The organism is Ensifer sp. Root278, assembly GCF_001429285.1.
Taxonomy (GTDB): Bacteria; Pseudomonadota; Alphaproteobacteria; order Rhizobiales; family Rhizobiaceae; genus Ensifer.
Genome location: NZ_LMJJ01000043.1, coordinates 395,144 through 416,734 on the forward strand (window position 1 = coordinate 395,144; position 21,591 = coordinate 416,734).

Below are 21,591 nucleotides of genomic sequence, written 5' to 3' on the forward strand. Positions count from 1 at the left end.
ACCGATGCAGACCAATGACCACATTCTCCAGGCGATCCGGATCGAAAAGACCTTCCCGGGCACAAGGGCCCTCGACAAGGTCGATTTTCACCTGCGGCGCGGAGAAGTTCATGCGCTGCTTGGCGAAAACGGCGCCGGCAAGTCTACTCTTATCAAATGCCTGACCGGCGCCTACCGCCGCGACGGCGGCGCCATCCTGCTCGATGACGCGGAGGTCGATCCGCGCGACACGTTCGAGGCCCAGACGCTCGGTATCGGCACGGTCTACCAGGAGGTCAACCTGCTGGCGAACCTGACCGTTGCCGAGAATCTCTTCCTCGGGCGCCAGCCCCGGCGCTTCGGCATGGTCGACGTTAGCGCCATGAACCGGCGTGCGCAGGAGCTGCTCGCCGACTATGAACTCGACATCGACGTCACCCGCGATCTTGCAAGCTATTCGGTCGCGATCCAGCAGGTCGTCGCCATCGCCCGCGCGGTCGATCTCTCAGGCAAGGTGTTGATTCTCGACGAGCCGACGGCAAGCCTCGACGCGCACGAGGTGGCGATGCTGTTTCGCATTGTCCGGCGCCTCAAGGCGCGTGGGCTCGGCATCATCTTCGTCACCCACTTCCTTGAACAGGTCTACGAGGTTTCAGACCGGATAACGGTGCTCAGGAACGGGCAACTCGTCGGAACCCGTGAAACTGCCAATCTTGATCGGCGCGAACTGATCGCGATGATGATCGGCCGTGAACTGGCGGCGGAAATCCACGCACCGCGCGCGCAGGCCCAGGAAGGACCGTTGCGCTACCGGTTTCGCAATTACGGTCGCAAGGGTCGCGTCCGTCCCTTCGACCTCGATGTCCGCGCTGGTGAAGTCGTCGGCATGGCGGGCCTGCTCGGCTCCGGTCGCACGGAAACGGCGGAGCTTCTCTTCGGGGCCCATCGTGCCGACAGCGGCGAGGCCGAGATCGACGGCCGCGCGGTCGACCTCTCATCACCGCGTGCCGCCATCCGCCATCGCTTCGGCTTCTGCCCGGAGGACCGCAAGACATCAGGCATCATCGGCGACCTCTCGGTACGCGAGAACATCGTGCTCGCCCTGCAGGCGCGCCGTGGCTGGACACGGCCGATCGCCCGGGCGGACCAGAACCGGCTGGCGGACCACTACATCCGCGCGCTCGATATCCGCACGGCCGATCGCGAAAAGCCAATCAAGCTCTTGTCCGGCGGCAACCAGCAGAAGGCGATCCTGGCGCGCTGGCTCGCGACCGAGCCCGAATTCCTGATTCTCGACGAGCCGACGCGCGGTATCGACGTCGGCGCCCATGCGGAGATCGTCAAGCTGATTGAGGCGCTGCGCGAGAAGGGGCTGTCGCTGATCGTCGTCTCGTCAGAGATCGAGGAACTGGTCGCCTACAGCACGCGGATCATCGTGCTTCGGGATCGCGCCCATGTCGCCGAACTCGACGGCAACCGGATTACCGCCCACCAGATCGTCGAAGCGATCGCCGCAACCAATGAAAGAAGGACGTCGTGATCGCGACCATCAGGCTCTACTTCAACCGGTTGCTACCGCAACTGATCGCGCTTGGCGTCATCATCGTGGCGGTTTCGCTCGTGTTTCCCGGCTTCCTCAACCTGGAAATCCAGAACGACCGGCTTTATGGCAGCCTCATCGACATCCTTAATCGCGGCGCCCCTGTGGTGCTGCTGGCAATCGGCATGACCGTCGTCATTGCCACCAAGGGCATCGACCTCTCGGTCGGCGCGGTCATGGCGATCTGCGGCGCTACCGCGGCTGCTTGTATCACGTCGGGACATTCGGTCGCCGCAACCCTGCTGATCACGCTTGCCGTCGGAATCCTTTGCGGTCTGTGGAACGGGGTGCTGGTGGCGGTGCTCGACATCCAGCCGATCATTGCGACACTGGTCCTGATGGTCGCCGGGCGCGGTATTGCCCAGCTCATCACCGAGGGCGCGATCCTGACCTTCAATGATCCCGGCCTCGCCTTCATCGGCAGCGGTTCCTTCGCGGGCCTGCCGATGCCGGTCGTGATCTGGCTGGTCTTCGGCGTGCTGATCGCCATGCTCGTCCGACGGACGGCGCTCGGCATGCTGATCGAAGCGATCGGCGTCAATCGTCAGGCGAGTACGCTGTCCGGCGTGCTAACGCCCGTGCTGCTGATCGCCGCCTATGTTCTTTCCGGCCTTTGTGCGGCCATCGCCGGCATCATTGCCGCCGCCGATATTCGTGGCGCTGATGCCAACAATGCCGGGCTCTGGCTGGAGCTCGACGCCATCCTCTCGGTCGTGGTCGGCGGCACATCCCTGCTCGGCGGCCGCTTCAGCATTGCCGCATCGGTGCTCGGTGCGATCATCATCCAGGCGATCAACACCGGCATTCTTCTTTCCGGCTTCCCGCCGGAGTTCAACCTGATCATCAAGGCCGCGATCATTGTCTTCATCCTGGTGCTTCAGTCGCCGCGGTTCCGCACCGCCTTTTCCTTCTTGGTGCCGGCGCGTGGCGCGAGCAAACCGAGCGAGCGAGCTGCAAAATGAAGCCGAAATATCTTCCGCTGATCGCGACGCTCGTGATCTTTCTTCTCGGCTATGCGCTTTGCGTCGCGCAGTATCCGAACATCCTCTCCACGCGGGTGATTGGAAACCTTTTGACCGACAATGCCTTCCTCGGCATCGCGGCCGTCGGGATGACCTTCGTCATCCTCTCGGGCGGCATTGATCTCTCCATCGGTTCGGTCATCGCGTTCACCGGCGTTTTCCTGGCCGTCGTGCTGGAACACACGAGCATCCACCCACTCGTCGCCTTCGCGATGGTTCTAACGATCGCGACGCTGTTCGGCGCGGCGATGGGGGCGATCATCCACTATCTGGAGATGCCCGCCTTCATCGTCACGCTTGCGGGCATGTTTCTCGCGCGCGGCGTTGCCTTCGTGCTGTCGATCGATTCCATTCCGATCAAGCATCCATTCTACGCGACGCTGAAAAGCCTCTACTTCAAGCTGCCTGGCGGCGGGCGCATCACGCTGATCGGCGGGTTGATGCTGTTCGTCTTCGCCATCGGCATCGTGCTGGCGCATCGCACCCGCTTCGGCACCAACGTCTACGCGCTCGGCGGTGGCACGGCGACCGCGCGGCTGATGGGCGTTCCGGTCGCGGCGACGACGATCCGCATCTACGCCTTTTCGGGCCTGCTGGCGGGGCTGTCCGGCATCGTCTTTTCGCTCTACACGTCGGCCGGCTACTCGCTGGCCGCCGTCGGCGTCGAACTGGACGCGATCACTGCGGTCGTCATCGGCGGGACGCTCCTGACCGGCGGTTCGGGGTTCGTCGCCGGCACGCTGGTGGGCATCCTCATCCAGGGTCTGATCCAGACCTACATCACTTTCGACGGATCGCTGTCGAGCTGGTGGACGAAGATCCTGATCGGCCTTCTGCTGTTTGCTTTCATCCTCTTGCAGAAGGGCATCATCTACGTCTCGCGTCATCGCCGACAGCCGGCGTGATCTGGCAAGGACCGTGCGATGTGGTCATTCTTCCAGCCGCCGCGCAAAAGGACGAGCCACCGGCTCGTCGTCGAAGAGCTCGGCCAGGCGGTTGTCGCAGGGGAATTCGCCGTCGGCGCCATCCTGCCCGGAGACGTGGAGCTTGCGGCACGATTCAACGTCTCCCGCACGGTTCTGCGGGAAGCAATGAAGACGCTCGCCGCCAAGGGGCTCGTCGTCGCGCGGGCCCGCATCGGCACACGCGTGATGCCGCGGGCGAGCTGGAACCTCTTCGACGGCGACGTGCTTACCTGGCATTTCCGGGCCGGTGTCGATGAGGAGTTCCTGCGCCATGTCACCGAGGTCCGTCTCGCTCTGGAACCCTATGCGGCTGGGCTGGCTGCGCGCCGCGCCACGGACGCCGATATCTCCCATATGATGCGGCTGGCGGTCGCCATGGGCGATGCCGGGCACAGCGCGCAAACGCTGGCGCGCGCCGATCTCGAATTCCACCTCCGCCTGCTCGAGGCTTCGCTCAATCCGTTCATGCAGACCGTCGGCAGCCTGATCGAGGCGGCGCTGATGGGCGTTTTCCGGTTGAGCAACGCGGCCGCCGATGGCGCCGAGATCGATCGTGTCGCCGTCGCGCATATCCGCATCGTCGAGGAAATCCGGCTTCGCAACGAGGAAGGTGCACGAAGCGCGATGGAGCATGTGATAGGCGTGGGGCAGCAACAGTTGATCGCACATTTGAGGGCGCGCGGCTGATCCGGAGGTGAGCGCCGGACGCTCCGCAGACGAGTTGTCACAAAGCATTTTCTGCGCAGCTTGGCTTTGTCCGTCGCGTGGGCGTAGGGTCGGCGAAGATGCTGGCGCAACTTTTGCCGCCGGCGAAGGCGAGCGGAGAGCAGGGTGACGGAACAGGACGTTCTGATCGTCGATGCGGGACCGACGGGGCTGGTGCTTGCTCTCTGGCTGACCGCCCAGGGGGTGAAGGTCCGCATCGTCGACAAGAATATCGGTCCTGGCCCGACGTCGCGGGCGATGGTGGTGCATGCGCGCACGCTTGAACTCTATCGCCAGCTCGATCTCGCGACAGCGGTGATCGCGGCCGGACACCGCAACCCGTCCGTCAACCTTTGGGCGAAAGGCAGGATCAGGGCGCATATCCCGTTTGGCCCCACCGGTGCGGAGCTGACGCCCTACCCCTTTGTCCTGGTCTATCCGCAGGATCATCATGAGCGCTTGCTGACCGAGCGATTGGAAACCATGGGCGTCACCGTCGAGCGGCAGACCGAGCTGGTCGACTTCGAAGACGCGGGCGGCGCGGTCCGCGCGTGCCTTCGGCTGCCTGACGGCAGCGAGGAGGTCTGTGCCGCGCGATACCTCGCCGGCTGCGACGGAGCCCGTTCAGCGGTGCGGCACAAGCTCGCGGTCGGGTTCGAGGGCGGCACCTATCATCAGACTTTCTACGTCGCCGACGTCGAGGTGAGCGGCCCGACGGCCAATGGTGAGGCGCATATTTCGCTCGAAAGCAGCGACTTCGTAGCGCTCCTTGCCTATGCCGAGGGGCGGGGACGCCTAATTGGCCTGGTCCGTGACGAGCGCGAAGACGTGAGCAAGCTCACCTTCAAGGACGTCGGGCACCGCGCCATCGAGGGGCTGCAGCTCACCATCGACAAGGTCAACTGGTTCTCGACCTATCGCGTCCATCATCGTGTGGCTGACCGCTTTCGGGAGGGGCGTGCCTTCCTGCTGGGGGACGCGGCGCATGTGCACAGCCCAGTCGGCGGCCAGGGCATGAACACCGGGATCGGCGATGCGATCAATCTTGCGTGGAAGCTCGCGGCGGTGCTGAGGGGACGAGCGCCCGATGGTCTTCTCGACAGCTATGAGCGCGAACGCGCCGGCTTCGCGCACCAGCTCGTGGAGACCACCGATCGCCTGTTCACCTTCGTGACGGCAGAGGGCCGCTTCGCGGACTTTTTGCGGGTCGAGATCGCGCCGGTTCTGGCAGGTGTCGCCTACCGCATCGGCGGCATCAGGGCATTTCTGTTCCGGATCCTCTCGCAAACCCAGCTGAACTATCGTGGCGGACCGTTAAGCCACGGCAAGGCCGGCAGGGTGGACGGCGGAGATCGGCTTCCCTGGGTCTTGGTCAATGGTCTCGACAACTACCCGCCCCTTGCCGCCATCACCTGGCAAGTTCATGTCTATGGAGCGGCGTCCGGGGAATTGAACCAATGGTGCGCGACGCGCCATGTGCCGCTCCATGTATTTCCCTGGACGGAGGAACACACGGCGGCAGGGCTGGCCATCGATGCCGCCTATCTCTTGCGCCCCGATACCTACGTGGCGGTTGCCGCTTTGGAGCAGGCGCCCGATGTGTTCGACGCCTATCTGGCGGACGTGGGGATCACCCTCTGCTGACGCGCGCCGTCGCAACAGGGGCCTGGCAACCCCGAAGGCAGTTCCTGTTGGGATTGCGGGGCAGGCGGATCCAACGCCGATTGGCGGAAAGGGTCGAATGGAAAAGGGGCCGGACCGGCCCCGTTGTCGATGTTGCCGTCGGGTCGTCAAGCCTATCCATGGCTGGTTGGTGTCTGGGCGCCGCTCTCCGCCGCGTCGCTTTCTGCCGACGCGCCGTGCGCTCCGACCGGGTGCATGGAAATGCCGGCGAGTTTGTGGCCGCGCTCGCGCAGCCACTGGAAGGCGACGTAGAGCGCCGGGATGACGAAGATGCCGACGAGTGCTGCGGCAAGCATGCCGCCGGCAACGCCGGTGCCGACCGCGCGACGGCTAAGTTCGCCGGCGCCCTTGGCGACCACCAGCGGCACCAGGCCGACGATGAAGGCGAAGCTCGTCATCATCACGGCGCGGAAGCGGGCGCGCGCCCCTTCGATCGCCGCATCGACGATCGAAGCGCCGGCTTCGCGGTGCGCCTTGGCGAACTCGACGATCAGGATCGCGTTCTTCGACGCAAGCGCGATCAAAACGACGAGGCCGATCTGGGCATAGATGTCGAAGGAAAGCCCGGCGACGAGCACCGACAGCAGCGCACCTGATACGCCGAAGGCGACCGACAGCAGCACCGGTACCGGGATCGTCCAGCTTTCATAAAGCGCCACGAGGAAGAGGTAGGCGAAGAGCACGGCCATCGCCAGGATGGCGGTGGTCTTGCCGGCCGCTTCCAGTTCCTGCAGCGCCGTTCCGGTCCATTCGTAGCTGTATCCGGGCGGCAATGTCGAAGCCGAGAGCGCCTCCATCGCGGCAAGCGCCTCACCGGACGAATGTCCCGCGGACGGCTGGCCGTTCAGCGTGATCGAGCGATAGTTGTTGTAGCGTACGATCGACTGCGGGCCGACGATATAGTCGACCTTGGCGACCGAAGCGACCGGCACCATGTCGCCGTTTGCGTTGCGCACGTGCAGACGCTGAATGTCGTCGACGGCGTTTCGGTCCGGCTGAGAAGCCTGCATCGTCACCTTCCAGGTGCGGCCGAAGAGGTTGAAGTCGTTGACATAGTAGCTGCCGAGCGTGCCCTGCAGCGTGGTGAACAGATCGCTCACCGAGACGCCGAGCGCTTGCAGACGGTCGCGGTCGATATCGAGATAGAGCTGCGGCGAGCTCGCCGAATAGGTGGTAAAGGTGGGGCCAAGCGCCGGGTTCTGGTTGGCGGCGATGATCAGTCCGCCGGCGGTGGCCGAAAGATCGGCGACAGAACGGCCCTGCAGGTCAAGCAACTGATATTCGAAGCCCGATCCGGTGCCGAGGCCCATGATCGGTGGCAGGTTGAAGGCGAAGATCTGTGCGCCGCGGATCGCCTGACCCTTGGCCATGGTCGTGCGGATCGCCGCTTCGACGCCGGCCGCATCACTCAGGCGCTCCGCGAAGGGCTTCATCGTGACGATCGCGAAGGCCGAGTTGGACTTCGACAGGCCATCGAGGAAGGAGTAGCCGGTGACGGTGATCACATTGGCGACCCCCTCGATGCCGCTAAGCATCGTCTCCACCTGCTTCACGACAGCGTCGGTACGGTTGTACGACGCGCCTTCCGGCAGGCGGATTTCTGTGAAGAAGGCGCCCTGGTCTTCCGCCGGCAGGAAGCCGGTCGGAACGACACGGAAGAGGAAGCCGGTCGCGACGAAGGCGACTGCCAGCAACGCAAGCCCGATGATCGCGCGGCGGGCGATGTGGCCGGCCACATAGGCATAACCGTCGCGCCCCTTGTCGATGGTGCGCGAAATGTAGCCGAGAATGCCGCGCTTCGGTCCGTGGTGCGGCTTCAGGAGCACGGCGCAGAGCGCCGGGCTCAGTGTCAGCGCGTTGATCGCCGAGATCACCATCGACACCGAGACCGCGACGGCGAACTGCTGGAACAGCTGGCCGCTCAAGCCCGGGATAAAGGCGACCGGCACGAAGACCGACAGAAGCACGAGCGTGATCGCGACGATGGCGCCGGTGATTTCACCCATCGCACGACGCGCGGCTTCCGCTGCTGAGAGGCCGGGATTTTCCTCCATCACCCGCTCGACGTTTTCGACGACCACGATGGCGTCGTCGACGACGATACCGATCGCCAGAACCAATGCCAGCAACGACACGGTGTTGAGCGAAAAGCCCATGGCGAGCAGCACCGCGAAAGTGCCGATCAGCGCGACCGGAACGGCGACGAGCGGGATCAGCGTTGCCCGCCAGTTCCCGAGGAACAGGAAGACGATGATAATGACGAGGACGAAGGCCTCGAACAACGTTTCTTCGACGTTGTCGACGCTCGCTTCGACGAACTGCGCCGTGTCATAGGAGACCGAATAGGTGAGGCCCGGCGGGAAGGATTTCGACAATCGCTCCATCGCCTCCTGCACGCCTTTGGCGGCGGCAAGCGCGTTGGCGCCCGGCGCCTGATAGGTGCCGATCATGGCAACAGGCTTGCCATTGATCCGGGCGTTGGAATCGGAACTGGCGGCGCCGAGCTCGACGCGCGCGACGTCACGAATGCGCACATAGGAGCCGTCGGGCCTTGCACGCAGCACCACGTCTTCGAACTGCTTGGGATCGGTGAGGCGCCCTTGCGTTTGAAGATTGAGCTGGAACAGCGGATCGTCGGTCATCGGCTGGGCGCCGATGCGGCCAATCGCTGCCTGAACGTTCTGCGCCTTCAACGCGTTGATCACGTCGGTTGGCGTCAGGTCCAGGCTCGTCATGCGGTCGATGTCGAGGACGACGCGCATCGAATAGTCCTGGGCGCCGAAGAGCTGAGCATCGCCGACGCCGGGCACGCGCTTGACCGTGTCGAGCACGTTGATCGTGGCGTAGTTGGACAGGAACAGGGAATCGAAGTTCTGCTTCTCGTCCGCAGCAAAGATGGTGATCACCTGCATCAGCGCCGACGACTTCTTGCGCACGCTGACGCCGCTCTGCTTGACCTCGGACGGTAGACCGGCCTCGGCCAGCGACACGCGGTTCTGCACGTTGACGGTGGCGATGTCAGGGTCGGTCCCGACGGCGAAGGTGACGGTCAATGTATAGGAGCCGTCGGCGCCGCTCGTCGATTTCATGTAGAGCATGTCGTCGACGCCGACGACCTTGCTCTCGATCGGCTGGGCAACGGTGGTTTCCACCACGTCGGCGCCGGCGCCTGGATAGCTTGCCGTGACGCTGACCTGCGGCGGCACGATGTCGGGGAACTGCGCGATCGGCAGACGGGTGAGCGCCAGCAGGCCTGCCAGCGTCAGCACGATGGATATGACCGTGGCGAAGCGCGGGCGATCGATGAAGATCTCTGAAATCATCGCTTAGCCACCTGCTGCCGTGGCGGCATCGACGGTGATGCCCGGCCGGACCTTGCCCGCCCCCTCGGTGATGACGTTCTCGCCCTCTTTCAGGCCCTTACTGATCACCGCCTGGCCGCGGGTGTTGCGCGCCACATCGACGCGGCGAAGCTCCACCTTGGAGCTGGCGTCGACCACCAGAACGAAGGCACCCTGCTGGTCGCGCTGGATCGCCTGCTGCGGCACGGCCAGAACATCCTGCTTGTCCGACTGCTCGAGCACGACGCGCACCAGGGCGCCGTCGAGCAATATGCTGTCCGGATTGGGGAATTCGGCGCGCACGGTCACCGTGTCGGTGCCTTGCGAGACGTTGCTGGCGATGAAGTTGATCGTGCCCTTCTGCTTGTATTCCGTGCCGTTCGGAAGCCCAAGCCCGACATTGGCGCCGCCGCTGATCTCGCCCTTCAGCACGCGCTCGCGATAGGTGAGGTAGAGCGCGGTCGCTACCGGAAACTGAACATAGATGGGATCAAGCCGGGTCAGCGTGACCAGCGACCCGCTGTCCGGGCCGACGAGCGCGCCGACATCGGCGGCGGTCAGGCCGACGATGCCGTCGAAGGGGGCCACGATCTTCGTGTAGGAAAGGTTGAGATCGGCATTGTCCTTGCTGCCCTTGAGCCGCACGAGATCGCCGTCTGCCTTGCGGACCGCGGCATTGGCCTCGTCCACCTTGGCCTGGGAGACGGTCTTGGTGGTGAGGAGCTGGTCGGCGCGATCGCGCTCAAGGACAGCGAGATCCTTGGAGGCTTCGGCCGCTTCGATCTGTCCCTGGATTTCCTGGACGGCAGCGCGATAGGCGCCGTCTTCGACCTGGTAGAGCACCGTGCCAGCGGTGACCTTCTGTCCCTCGGTGAAGTTGACGGCTTCGAGGAAGCCCGGCACGCGGGCGCGAATATCGACCTTCTGGATGGCGGTGACCTTGCCGGTCAGGTCGACGCTTTCGCGCAGGTCCATGATTGCTGCCGGCGCCACGACCACGGCCGGAGCCTGCTGGGCGAACGCGGTCTGCGCCGTAAGGCCGATTGCGATGAGAAGAGATGATGAAAATGAAGCGGCGAGCATTCTCGTATGACGCATGCAACGTTCCCCCTGAACGAAACAGCTTGAGATGACTTCAGCGCGCCTGGGCAGGCGCCCTCGTTGCGTTGAAAGCAGAACACGTTCTCTGCCTCAAGTCACGCAACTAATGGTTGATAAGATGTCGACCACATAAATGGGATGGGTTTGCCGGAGCTGGACCGGACGAAGGAGAACTTGTCACAAAAGCAATGGTTTGCACCCCTTGTCCCGTCCGAGGCGGAAGTGCTTGCTGGCGCGAGGTTCAGGATGGTTCGATTGAACCCGTCACCCGATGGCGACCGTTTAACGTGTGTTGCGCCGTGGCGGCCGCGGGGCCGGGATTGCAACCTTAGGTGACGCATTTCGCGTGGATGCTCTAAAAACAGGTCCCGGCTTTATGCCGGGACCTGCGGTCGATGGTGGCATCAGGCCGGAATGTCAGGTGAGATCGAAGCGATCGCCGTTCATCACCTTGTTCCAGGCGGCCACGAAGTCGCGCACGAACTTCTTCTTGGCATCCGTCTGTCCATAGACTTCCGCGATTGCCCGAAGCTGCGAGTTGGATCCGAAGACGAGATCGACGCGGGTGGCCGTCCACTTGACCTCGCCGGTCTTGCGGTCGCGACCTTCGAAGACGTCCTTGGCATCCGACGTCGCCGTCCACGCGGTGGCCATATCGAGCAGGTTGACGAAGAAGTCGTTGCTGAGCGTTTCCGGGCGATCGGTGAAGACGCCGTGCCTGGTCGCATCGTGGTTCGCGCCGAGGACACGAAGCCCGCCGACGAGAACGGTCATTTCCGGCGCGGTCAGCGTCAGCAACTGTGCCCTGTCGATCAGCAGCTCTTCCGGCGAAACCGCATATTGGGTCCTCTGGTAGTTGCGGAAACCATCGGCGATCGGCTCGAGCACTTCGAAGGAGTCGACATCGGTCTGCTCCTGGCTGGCATCTGCGCGACCTGGTGCGAAGGCAACCTCAACGTCGTGGCCCGCCGCTTTCGCTGCCTTCTCGATTGCGGCCGCACCGCCAAGCACGATCAGGTCGGCGAGCGATACCTTCTTGCCGCCGGACTGCGCGTCGTTGAAGGCGCGCTGGATGCCTTCGAGGGTTTCGAGCACCTTGGCCAGCTGTGCCGGCTGGTTGACCTGCCAGTCCTTCTGCGGGGCAAGACGGATGCGGGCACCGTTGGCACCGCCGCGCTTGTCCGAACCGCGGAAGGTCGAGGCGGACGCCCAGGCGGTGGAGACCAGTTCGGAGACCGAAAGGCCGGAAGCAAGGATCTTGGCCTTGAGGTCGGCGATATCCTTTGCGTCGACGAGCGGATGATCGACCGCGGGGATCGGATCCTGCCAGATCAGGTCTTCGGCCGGGACTTCCGGGCCGAGATAGCGGGCGCGTGGGCCCATGTCGCGGTGGGTCAGCTTGTACCAGGCGCGAGCGAAGGCGTCTGCGAAGGCGTCCGGGTTCTCGTAGAAGTGCCGTGCGATCTTTTCGTAGGCGGGGTCGACGCGTAGCGCGAGGTCGGTCGTCAGCATCGACGGGGCGTGACGCTTGGACTTGTCATGCGCATCCGGGACGGTGCCGGCGCCCATGCCATGCTTCGGCGTCCACTGGTGCGCACCGGCCGGGCTCTTCGTCAGTTCCCATTCGTAGCCGAAGAGGTTCCAGAAGAAGTTGTTGCTCCACTTGGTCGGCGTCGTCGTCCAGGTGACTTCGAGACCGCTGGTGATGGCGTCGCCACCACGGCCGCTGCCGTAGGTGCTTGCCCAGCCGAGGCCCTGTTCCTCGATGCCGGCGCCTTCCGGCTCGCGACCGACATTGGCGGCATCACCGGCGCCATGGGTCTTGCCGAAGGTGTGGCCGCCGGCGATGAGCGCGACAGTTTCCTCGTCGTTCATCGCCATGCGCGCGAAGGTCTCGCGGATGTCACGGGCCGCAGCGACCGGGTCCGGGTTGCCGTTCGGGCCTTCCGGATTGACATAGATCAGGCCCATCTGCACCGCTGCGAGCGGATTTTCGAGGTCGCGGTCGCCGGAATAGCGCTTGTCGTCAAGCCAGGTCTTTTCCGTACCCCAGTAGATGTCCTCTTCCGGTTCCCACACGTCCGGACGGCCGCCGGCGAAGCCGAAGGTCCTGAAGCCCATCGACTCGAGCGCACAGTTGCCCGCGAGGATCATCAGGTCGGCCCAGGAGATGCTGCTGCCGTACTTCTGCTTGATGGGCCAGAGGAGGCGGCGCGCCTTGTCGAGGTTGGCGTTGTCCGGCCAGCTGTTGAGTGGCGCAAAGCGCTGTTGCCCGGCGCCTGCGCCGCCGCGGCCGTCGCCGGTGCGGTAGGTGCCGGCGCTGTGCCAGGCCATGCGGATGAAGAGCGGGCCGTAGTGGCCGAAGTCGGCCGGCCACCAATCCTGCGAATCGGTCATCAGCGCGAAGAGGTCATTCTTCACCGCTGGCAGATCAAGCTTTTTGAATTCCTCGGCATAGTTGAAGGCTTCGCCCATCGGGTCGGAAAGGGAGGAATTCTGGTGCAGGATCTTCAGGTTGAGCTGGTTCGGCCACCAGTCACGGTTCGAGGTGCCGGCGGATTGAGCGCTCGTCTGAGCTCCGTGCATGACGGGACATTTGCCCGTTTTGTCGGCTTTCGCGTCCATTTCTATCTCCCTTTGCGATAACGTGAATTGTGCGGATCAGAGGAAAGGCAGGCTGTGCGGGCCAGCGATGCGCCGGGCCCGGCTTGCGGCATTCTTTGTGCCGTCGGTGGTTGTCGTTCCGCGAAGCGGTCTCGCCACTGGCTGCGTCTCCCTCATTGCACCGGCAACTCTATCAAAGTGGTTCCATTAATTTAAGTTGGATTTCCTGATGGTGACGATAAGACGATCCTATGGCTAATGGACGGCAGGGCAACAAGCGCATGCTTGCAGTCCTGTATGCATCTTTGATGACGCGCGAACGCTTTGCCGATTGCAGCCCACACAAGAATATTGGTGCACTGTACTCCCGCCAAACTTGCGTAAGAAAGCACCAATGGTTAGTCACATCCGCAAAGACTCAAAGAGCTTTTCCATTTTTCGCGTGGTGAAAGGACAGACATCGTGGCTGAGACAGAAACTGGGGCCGGCAAGGGCCGTCGCAAAGCACTTTGGGCGGCCGTCGCGGTGGTCGCGATCGCAGCCGCCGGCGTGGTCGGCGGCAAATTCATGCTCGAAAGGACGGTCGACAAGTTCATCGCCGAGCGTGGCGGCAAGGCGGGCTCCGTCGAGGCGGATTTCCTCGGGCGCATTCATTTGCGTGACGTGACGCTGCCCTTCGCCAATGGCGCCCGTGTGCAGGTCGCCGCGATCGATGGCCGGCCAAAGATCTTCTTCCTGAGCGGCAAGCTTGATGTGAAGGGCCTCGAGCTCGATATCGCCGCAGGCAAGTTCTCCGTGCCGCATGCGATCCTCGAAGAACCGGACTTCTTCGCTGGCGCGCTTTCCAAGGCAGGCGATCAGGGTGAGCTGACGACGCTGAAACGCATCGAGCGCTTTGCCGCAAAACGGATCTCGGCGCCGGAGGCGACGATCAGCCAGGATGTGGCCGGCACCGAGCAGAAGACGGTCTACAAGGACCTCGCGCTCGAGGACATCGCCGGCGGCCGCGTCGCCCGTTATTCGGCGAGCGGTGCAAGCTTCGCCTTCGCCATGGATGTTCCAGACGGAGAAGGCGCAACGAAGCGCGAGCAGATGAACGGCTCGATCGGGGCTGTCGCAGGCGAGAACTTCGACGCGGCCTATATGGTGCGGATCTACACGGAAAAGGCCGGCCCGGACGACAAGGAGCCGAAGCCGCTTTACGGTCCGATGTCGGCAAAGAACCTTTCCTTCTCCGACGGCGAGGCGCAGTTCGGTTATGACGAAGTGCGCAGCAAGGGCTTCAGCGCGCGCATGCCGGCCGAGCCGCTGCTGGAGACCTTGAAGAAGTTGCAAGGGGTGACGGACCCCGAAACGTTGCCGCCGGCTGAGCGGCAGGCGTTCTTCAAGCGCATCCTTTCAGTTGTCGACATGATCGGCAGCGGCGACATCGAATTGCTCGGTCTCAAGATGGAAGTGCCGGACAAAAGCAGCGAAGAGGAAGGCAAGACGATCAAGCTCGCCGTCGACAAAATGGCGATGCAGCTCAATGGCCGCAGCTTCGACGGTGCCCTGCACGGTCTTTCCGCCGGAGAAGGCGCAGACTACGTCAAGCTCGCCGAAGCAAGCATCAAGGGCTTCTCCTGGGCTCCGACCATGGACGCGCTCACGAAGCTGGCGGGCCTGAAAGAGGAAGAGTTTGAAACCTTCCCCTTCACCACCCTGATGCCGGAATTCGGAACGATCCGCATCGCCGGGCTGGACGTGGACATGCCCGGCAGCCCGCCGACAAGCGTGACCGAAGACGAAACTGTTGAAGACGACCAGAGCGTCACCGAAAGCGAAGCCGATCCGGCGGTCAGCGCCGAGCCGGCGCCGGATGAGGCAACCGATGGCGACGCCTCATCCGAGGCAGAGGTCCCCGGCGATGCCCAGGACGATCCGATGGCCGAAGCGCCGGCCGAGCAGGCGGCCGTGCCTTCCGTTCCGGAGCGCGTCCGTTTCACGCTCGACAACTACGAGCTGGCCCTGACCAAGCTGCACAACGGCATCCCGACGGATGTGCGCGTCAGCTATCGCGACCTCAGCGTGCCGATTCCTGCCGACACGCAGGAGGAAGGCTTCGCGACGCTGCGCAAGCTGGGCTTCGACAAGCTGGTGTTCTCTTCCAACGTCGAGCTGACCTGGGATGAGCCGAACGAGAACCTCGTCATCAAGGATATCTCCTTGAGTGGCAAGGACATGGGCAGCTTCTCCTTCTCCGGCTTGATGGGCGGCGCGAGCAAGGACTTCTTCTCCGGCGACATGACCGCTGCGCAGGTGGCGCTCTTCGGCCTCACGGCCCGGGAAGCCACGCTCAAGCTCGAAGACAAGGGCATCGTGGCCAAGGGCATCAAACTCTATGCCGAGGATAACCACATGACCGAGGACAGCGTTCGCGGTCTCCTCGTGCTGATGACGAGCGCTGGCGTGCAGCATTTTGCTGCCACACAGCCGAAGCTGCAGGACGTGGCAAGTGCGTTTACCCAGTTCATCAGCAAGCCCGGCGCCTTCACCCTGAAGGTCAAGGCCAAGGATGAAGCCGGGATTGGCGCACTCGAGCTGATGGGCGCCGCCGAAAATCCGGCGCTTCTGCTCGACAAGGTCGATCTCGAAGCTGCCTCACAGTAATCGATCGCGGGCCGCGTCAGCCGATGCGGCCCGCATCACTTCTGCCTGTGGGCTCCTGAAGGAATTCCCGCAGCACCTTCAATGCCTCCTGTCCGATTTCATGCCCGCCACGATTGTAGAGGGGCTCGGACATCGGCCCTTTGCCCCCAAAAGACAATCGACCAGGAGTCCCGCGAGCATTGCGCGATCGGTTCACGCACAACGGGCTTCCGTCAAAACAGAGTCGTTTGCGGCTAAATGTGAGCAAAGGATACAAGAAATTGGTGGCAGCACCCTGCATTTTCCCCTGACATGAACGGCAATAGCGAGTTGATCCCCTGTGCGTTCGTCATCGGAGCGATCATGCATCCAGGCAGGTTTCCACGCGAAGAATGAACTCCATCGCCAGGAGGCGAAGGTGGACGGCAGGCTATGAAACAACCGAATGGCATTGGAGCGTGTTTTGGCGAGCCGAAGGCGCCGTTTCTCAAGGTTCGGCCCGTTCGCGACGCCCGGTTTTCGGTCACGCGCCTTCAATGCCGGCTGAATGGAGCAATGAGCCGCGTCGTGTCCCTTCCCGCCGACGACGCCTATTTCCTGATGTTCTATTTCAAGGACGTCATGCACCGCGACGTGGTGCCGGGCGGAGGCGAGAGTGAAATTCGCCGCTACCGGCAGGGGTCGGTCTGCCTCGTCGATCTCGTTCAGGGCGCCAGTATCCGGCTTGTCAGCGATCTCGATTCACTCGCCTTCCACCTGCCGCGGGCCTTGTTCCGCGAAGTCTCCGAGTTCTCGCACGCTGCGGCCGCCACCGGTCTCAGGTGCCGCCGCGGCGAGATCGACGACGTCATACACAATCTTGCCTTGGCGCTGCTGCCGCTTCTCGCCAAGAGCGAGAAGGAACCGGGCCCCGTACTGCAGCACATCGCTGTCGCCATCTGCGCACATCTCCTGCACGCCTATCCGGATCGAGCCAATGCATCCGCCAGCCGCGATCTGTCCGTGTGGCAGGAGAAGGCGGCCAAGGACTTCATGATCGACCATTGGGCCGAGGACTTTTCGTTTGCGGCTGCGGCGTCGGCCGCAAACCTGTCTGAGGACGCTTTTGCCGCGGCCTTTGCATCCGTGACCGGGCAAACGCCGGAGGCGTGGCTGATGCGGTACAGGATCGGCCGAGCCAAACGCTATCTGATCGAGGAGGGGTGGTCGGTGGCCAAAACCGCCGCCAGTTGCGGTTATGCCGACGAAGCGCGGTTCATCGAAGCCTTTCGCGAGGTGACGGGAGTGGCGCCGGCCGTGTGGCGCGCGCGCTGGCGGCAGTGAGGGGAGCGTCCGTTGACCTGTGAAGCTCTGCGATGTCCCCTGAGATTTGCCTCTGTAATGCAGCCGCCAACCGTTGTAGCATCTGCCCCGCCGCCGAAGCAGGCGGCTGAGCTCGATACTGGGAGACCCTGACCGATGGCCTTACAAGCGGGACTGGGCGCAAGTGAGCGCACACTGCGCCCCACTGTCAAAAGGATCAGCGCGGGCGATATCACCGTGACGAGAACCTTTTCGGATCGCTTCGATCTGGACCTCGGGCCGCTGATCCCGGTCGCCGACGCCTTCAACGTCATCGTCCAGATGCGTGACTTCGAGGCACATCGCCTGTGGCGGCGCGGCGAACTCGTCTATGAGGGAGGGCACTCCAAGGCATCGCTCGCGATCACCGATCTTCGGGACCAATGGCAGTGCCACCATCTGTCGCCCTTCGACAATGTCCGCTTCCACATCCCATTCGCCTGCATGCGGGCCTTCACCGAAAGGGCGGGACGCGGCGAGTATGTGTCGTTGTCTTCCGTGCAGGGATGCGTGGATCCGGTGATGTTCGGCCTCGCCCAGGCGCTGCTGCCCTCGCTCGAAGAGCCGGACCGGGCCAATCTGCTTTTCGTCGAACAGATCAACCTTGCAGCACTGGCTCATCTCAGCCAGACCTATGGCGGTTTGCATTTCCCCGTCGACAAGAAGGGTACGCTCGCGCCATGGCAGGAGAGGCTGGCGACGGATTTTCTGGTCGCACACTTCAACAAGGCGTTTTCGATCGGCGATCTCGCCGCCCAGTGCGAGCTCTCGCGCAGCTATTTCAACAAGGCTTTCAAGGAGAGCTTCGGGCGCACGCCGTCCAGGTGGCTGACCGAATACCGGATTGCGCGGGTCAAGGAGTGTCTGCTTCAGGACACCCCCCTTGCCGAAGTCGCGATCCACTGCGGTTTTGCCGACCAGAGCCACATGACCCGGGTGTTCACCAGCCAGACGGCGGAAACGCCGGCGCGCTTCAGGAAAAAGAACCGCTCCGTCGGGGTGGCGGTAGATCAGTAATAGCGTGGAAAGAGGGCGCGCCCTCATGCAGATTGTTCAAAACACGTGAAAAGCGTGCAAGAATGACGCGGCGGCCGGGGCCATCATAGGCCGCTCCTGCAGATGATGATGAGAATGAACTGCGTGGCACGCGTCCCAGGCGCACAGCAATCCGGGCGTCGGTTGGTTCCGCGCGTTTCGTTTTCATTAGCGCTGCGGGAGTTTTTGGCGGGTGGTCTCGACAAACAGGAGCGAAGACGATGACGAATGCCTCCGCTGCCTCGGTCGGACTGCGCCCGCGCGACAGCCTCGGATGTTCGCTGGACCAGCTCGATGACGACAGGACGATCGAAGGCCGCGACATGGTCTTTTATCGCAAGCGATCGGCAGCGGGTCCGCCGGGCAGGGTCGCGACTCCTGGCAATGGGCGGGGATATCTGATCGGCCTGTCGCTCGCAGGCGGCCATAGCCGCCGGGTTTTCGGGGAGCATCACTCGGCGATCCAGGAGTTCGGCCAGAATTCCATTTACGTCAGGAACTTCGCCGACGACTACAAAGCGGATCTGGAAGGTTCCTTCGACTTCACTTTGCTTGAAATCGGCTACGGTGCGCTCCAGAGGATTGCGGATGCAGCAAATGCCACGGGAGTCAGCGAGCTGAGGTCCATTTCCGGCTCGCCCGATCCTGTTCTCGGCGGCATGCTCGGTGCCTTGTTTGCGTCGGTGGACGGTTACACCGATCGCAGCGCGCTGTTCGTCGATCAGCTTTCCGTCGCAATCGGCGTGCATATGGTGCGACAGTACGGCAACGGCCGCGGCGAAAGTTTGGCTGGAGGACGCAGGCTCTCGCAGCGCTGCCAGGCAAGTATTCGCGAACTCGTGCAAGCCCGTCTCGACGGCGAGCTTACCGTCGAAGAGCTGGCCTCGACCTGCAACCTGTCGCAGGCAGCTTTTCTCCGCGCCTTTCGGGAGACCATGGGCAGCACGCCCTTCCGCTGGCTGCTGCAGCAAAGGATCGAAAAGGCCAAGGACCTGCTGCAGTTCTCTCCCACATCGCTGAGCGAGATCGCCACCGCCTGCGGTTTTTCGGATCAGAGCCATTTTACCCGTGCCTTCGCGCAGGCGGTGGGGGCCACGCCGCGCCAATGGCGACGCAGCCGGCAGTCGTAGGGCTTACCGCAAATATAGTTGTGCGGCGAAGCGGCCCGGATCAGACTAACAGTCTCCGGTATGACGAGCGAAATTTTCAAAAATCCATCTTTGGCGACAAGAACGGGACCGCCGTCGGCGGCATAGTTGGGCCTCTCCAATCGGAGCCAGTTTCAATAGAAAGAGGCCACGACCATGCCCGCGACAGCGACCCCCGGCAAACTCCTCGTCTCGCCCAAGGACCACACCCTGATCATGATCGATTTCCAGTCGCAGATGTCGTTTGCGACCAAGTCGATCGATGCGGTGCTGCTGCGCAACAACGCCGCACTGGTCGCCCATGCGGCCGCCGGCTTCGGCGTTTCGACCATTCTCACCACCGTTGCCGAGAAGACCTTCTCCGGTCCGATGTTCTCCGAGATCACCGACGCCTTCCCGGGCCAGACGCTTTTGGACCGCACCTCGATGAACACCTGGGAAGACGCCGCCGTGATCGAAGAGGTCAACCGCCTCGGCAAGAAGCGCCTGGTGATGTGCGGGCTCTGGACCTCGGTCTGCATCGTCGGCCCGACGCTGTCGGCGCTCGACCAGGGTTTCGAAGTCTATGTCATTGCCGACGCCTGCGGCGACGTCTCCGACGAGGCGCATGAGCGGGCGATGGACCGCATGGTGCAGGCCGGTGTGCGGCCGATGACGGCGCTGCAGTACATGCTCGAGCTGCAGCGCGACTGGGCCCGTACCGAGACCTACGAGATGACCACCGGCATCGCCAAGAAGTTCGGTGGCGCCTATGGCCTCGGCATCATCTACGCCAAGTCGATGTTCGGCGCCTCCGAAGGGCACTGACACGGGACCGAGATGCCCTGGATTATCGCTCTGGCCGTGCTTGAGGCGGCCAGGGCGGCACTGTCATTCGTGATGGAGTTGGCGATGAAGTTGTATCTTCTCTCGCTCGGAGCCGGACTGCTTGTCGGCATCATCTATTCGCTCTTGAACGTCCGCTCGCCGGCGCCGCCGGTCATTGCGCTCATCGGCTTGCTCGGCATCCTGATCGGCGAGCAATCGGTGCCGCTGGTCAAGCGCGCCCTGTCGGGTGAGCCGGTCAATCTCAGCTGGTTCAATCTGCAGTGCATGCCGCACATGTTCGGCCACCTGCCCGGCGGCGCACCGGCCACCGCCGGCAAGGCGAAGGATGCGGCCATCAACGATGAAAGGGCCGGATGATGCCGACGCGACGCTCGTTCCTCGGTGCAACCGCCGCCGCCCTAGCCTTGGGCAGGGCAACCGCGACACACGCCCAGCAGACTGGAGACACCTCGATGACGCCCGACCTGATCCTGCACAACGGCCTTGTCACCACGCTCGACCGCAGCAACCCGACGGCAAGCGCCGTTGCCATCAAGGACGGAAAGTTCCTGGCCGTCGGCGACGACCGGACGATCATGGCGCTGGCCGGCCCGGGCACCCGGGTGATCGACCTCAAGGGCAAGCGCGTGCTGCCGGGCCTCAACGACAACCAYACCCACGTCGTGCGCGGCGGCCTCAACTTCAACATGGAACTGCGCTGGGACGGCGTGCGTTCGCTCGCCGATGCGATGGCGATGCTGAAGCGRCAGGTGGCGATCACSCCGGCGCCGCAATGGGTGCGSGTCGTCGGCGGCTTTACCGAACACCAGTTCGCCGAAAAGCGGCTGCCGACGATCGACGAGATCAATGCGGTCGCCCCGGATACGCCGGTGTTCCTGCTNGTCGTCGGCGGCTTTACCGAACACCAGTTCGCCGAAAAGCGGCTGCCGACGATCGACGAGATCAATGCGGTCGCCCCGGATACGCCGGTGTTCCTGCTGCATCTCTATGACCGGGCGCTCTTGAACGGCGCCGCCCTCAGGGCGGTCGGCTATGGCAAGGACACGCCYAACCCGCCGGGCGGCGAGATCACCCGTGATGCCGCCGGCAACCCGACCGGGCTGCTCCTGGCCAAGCCCAATGCCGGCATCCTCTATTCGACCTTGGCCAAGGGACCGAAGCTGCCCTTCGACTACCAGGTCAACTCCACCCGCCACTTCATGCGCGAGCTCAACCGGCTCGGCGTCACCAGCGTCATCGACGCCGGCGGCGGCTTCCAGAACTATCCGGACGACTACGCCGTCATCCAGAARCTGTCGGACGACGATCAGCTGACCGTYCGCCTGGCCTACAATCTCTTCACCCAGAARCCGAAGGAAGAGAARSARGACTTYCTSAACTGGACCTCRTCGGTCAAATACAAGCAGGGCAACGACTACTTCCGCCACAATGGCGCCGGCGAGATGCTGGTGTTTTCGGCCGCCGACTTCGAGGACTTCCGCCAGCCGCGCCCGGAGATGGCGCCGGAGATGGAGGGCGAACTCGAAGAGGTCGTCCGGGTGCTGGCCGAGAACCGCTGGCCCTGGCGGCTGCATGCGACCTATGACGAAACCATCAGCCGCGCGCTCGACG

General features: G+C 63.4%; 15 protein-coding genes and 1 pseudogene. 13 read left to right on the forward strand and 3 right to left on the reverse strand.

The window, feature by feature from the left end:
- Positions 1-4 precede the first annotated feature (4 nt).
- From ytfR to ASE60_RS31035, 5 genes are all read left to right on the forward strand, one after another.
- Complete coding sequence (ytfR, locus tag ASE60_RS31015) at positions 5-1,519, forward strand: galactofuranose ABC transporter, ATP-binding protein YtfR (protein WP_057255429.1); 1,515 nt, start codon at positions 5-7, stop codon at positions 1,517-1,519.
- Positions 1,516-2,541, forward strand: coding sequence for an ABC transporter permease (locus ASE60_RS31020; protein WP_057255430.1), 1,026 nt, complete (start codon positions 1,516-1,518; stop codon positions 2,539-2,541). Before ytfR ends, ASE60_RS31020 begins: the two co-directional genes overlap by 4 nt.
- Positions 2,538-3,506: a galactofuranose ABC transporter, permease protein YjfF gene (gene yjfF, locus ASE60_RS31025; protein WP_057255431.1), complete on the forward strand. Its 969-nt coding sequence runs from the start codon at positions 2,538-2,540 to the stop codon at positions 3,504-3,506. The genes ASE60_RS31020 and yjfF overlap by 4 nt, the downstream gene beginning before the upstream one ends.
- 18 nt (positions 3,507-3,524) lie before the next feature.
- Complete coding sequence (locus ASE60_RS31030; protein WP_057255432.1) at positions 3,525-4,253, forward strand: FadR/GntR family transcriptional regulator; 729 nt, start codon at positions 3,525-3,527, stop codon at positions 4,251-4,253.
- Positions 4,254-4,397: 144 nt separating this feature from the next.
- On the forward strand, positions 4,398-5,915 hold the full coding sequence (locus ASE60_RS31035) for an FAD-dependent monooxygenase (protein ID WP_057255433.1): 1,518 nt from the start codon (positions 4,398-4,400) through the stop codon (positions 5,913-5,915).
- Between the two features lie 152 nt (positions 5,916-6,067).
- Here the strand turns inward: ASE60_RS31035 and ASE60_RS31040 are convergent, their stop codons facing one another.
- The 3 genes from ASE60_RS31040 to katG form a co-directional block, all read right to left on the reverse strand.
- Positions 6,068-9,277: a multidrug efflux RND transporter permease subunit gene (locus tag ASE60_RS31040; RefSeq protein ID WP_057255434.1), complete on the reverse strand. Its 3,210-nt coding sequence runs from the start codon at positions 9,275-9,277 to the stop codon at positions 6,068-6,070.
- A 3-nt stretch (positions 9,278-9,280) separates the two neighbouring features.
- Entirely contained in the window at positions 9,281-10,393 is a 1,113-nt protein-coding gene (locus ASE60_RS31045; protein ID WP_057255435.1) for an efflux RND transporter periplasmic adaptor subunit, read from the reverse strand.
- Between the two features lie 420 nt (positions 10,394-10,813).
- Positions 10,814-13,021: a catalase/peroxidase HPI gene (gene katG, locus ASE60_RS31050; protein WP_057255436.1), complete on the reverse strand. Its 2,208-nt coding sequence runs from the start codon at positions 13,019-13,021 to the stop codon at positions 10,814-10,816.
- A gap of 441 nt (positions 13,022-13,462) precedes the next feature.
- On the opposite strand from katG, the gene ASE60_RS31055 reads away from it, so the two are divergent.
- From ASE60_RS31055 to ASE60_RS35925, 8 genes and pseudogenes are all read left to right on the forward strand, one after another.
- Positions 13,463-15,649: a hypothetical protein gene (locus tag ASE60_RS31055; RefSeq protein ID WP_057255437.1), complete on the forward strand. Its 2,187-nt coding sequence runs from the start codon at positions 13,463-13,465 to the stop codon at positions 15,647-15,649.
- A 411-nt stretch (positions 15,650-16,060) separates the two neighbouring features.
- Positions 16,061-16,951, forward strand: coding sequence for an AraC family transcriptional regulator (locus tag ASE60_RS31060; RefSeq protein ID WP_057255438.1), 891 nt, complete (start codon positions 16,061-16,063; stop codon positions 16,949-16,951).
- Positions 16,952-17,086: 135 nt separating this feature from the next.
- Complete coding sequence (locus ASE60_RS31065; RefSeq protein ID WP_057255439.1) at positions 17,087-17,986, forward strand: AraC family transcriptional regulator; 900 nt, start codon at positions 17,087-17,089, stop codon at positions 17,984-17,986.
- Positions 17,987-18,225: 239 nt separating this feature from the next.
- Positions 18,226-19,134 (forward strand): AraC family transcriptional regulator, encoded by a 909-nt coding sequence (locus ASE60_RS31070; protein ID WP_057255440.1) that lies wholly within the window; start codon positions 18,226-18,228, stop codon positions 19,132-19,134.
- 174 nt (positions 19,135-19,308) lie between these two features.
- Entirely contained in the window at positions 19,309-19,959 is a 651-nt protein-coding gene (locus tag ASE60_RS31075; protein WP_057255441.1) for a hydrolase, read from the forward strand.
- An 84-nt stretch (positions 19,960-20,043) separates the two neighbouring features.
- A complete protein-coding gene (locus ASE60_RS31080; protein WP_057255558.1) occupies positions 20,044-20,337 on the forward strand; it encodes a XapX domain-containing protein in 294 nt (97 codons plus the stop codon).
- Positions 20,337-20,860, forward strand: a 524-nt coding sequence (locus ASE60_RS35920) for an amidohydrolase family protein (protein ID WP_244495741.1), incomplete at its 3' end; no start/stop codon positions are given. The genes ASE60_RS31080 and ASE60_RS35920, both read left to right, overlap by 1 nt.
- Position 20,861: 1 nt before the next feature.
- A pseudogene (locus ASE60_RS35925) lies at positions 20,862-21,591 on the forward strand (amidohydrolase family protein); the annotation flags it as partial.

Bases quoted from the DNA above. Each gene is read 5' to 3' on its own strand.
- ASE60_RS31065 (WP_057255439.1), top strand. From the start codon at position 17,087: ATGGCCTTACAAGCGGGACTGGGCGCAAGTGAGCGCACACTGCGCCCC.
- ASE60_RS31045 (WP_057255435.1), bottom strand. From the start codon at position 10,393: ATGCGTCATACGAGAATGCTCGCCGCTTCATTTTCATCATCTCTTCTC.
- ASE60_RS31030 (WP_057255432.1), top strand. From the start codon at position 3,525: ATGTGGTCATTCTTCCAGCCGCCGCGCAAAAGGACGAGCCACCGGCTC.
- ASE60_RS31075 (WP_057255441.1), top strand. From the start codon at position 19,309: ATGCCCGCGACAGCGACCCCCGGCAAACTCCTCGTCTCGCCCAAGGAC.
- ASE60_RS31060 (WP_057255438.1), top strand. From the start codon at position 16,061: ATGAAACAACCGAATGGCATTGGAGCGTGTTTTGGCGAGCCGAAGGCG.
- ASE60_RS31040 (WP_057255434.1), bottom strand. From the start codon at position 9,277: ATGATTTCAGAGATCTTCATCGATCGCCCGCGCTTCGCCACGGTCATA.
- yjfF (WP_057255431.1), top strand. From the start codon at position 2,538: ATGAAGCCGAAATATCTTCCGCTGATCGCGACGCTCGTGATCTTTCTT.
- ASE60_RS31080 (WP_057255558.1), top strand. From the start codon at position 20,044: ATGAAGTTGTATCTTCTCTCGCTCGGAGCCGGACTGCTTGTCGGCATC.
- ASE60_RS31070 (WP_057255440.1), top strand. From the start codon at position 18,226: ATGACGAATGCCTCCGCTGCCTCGGTCGGACTGCGCCCGCGCGACAGC.
- katG (WP_057255436.1), bottom strand. From the start codon at position 13,021: ATGGACGCGAAAGCCGACAAAACGGGCAAATGTCCCGTCATGCACGGA.
- ytfR (WP_057255429.1), top strand. From the start codon at position 5: ATGCAGACCAATGACCACATTCTCCAGGCGATCCGGATCGAAAAGACC.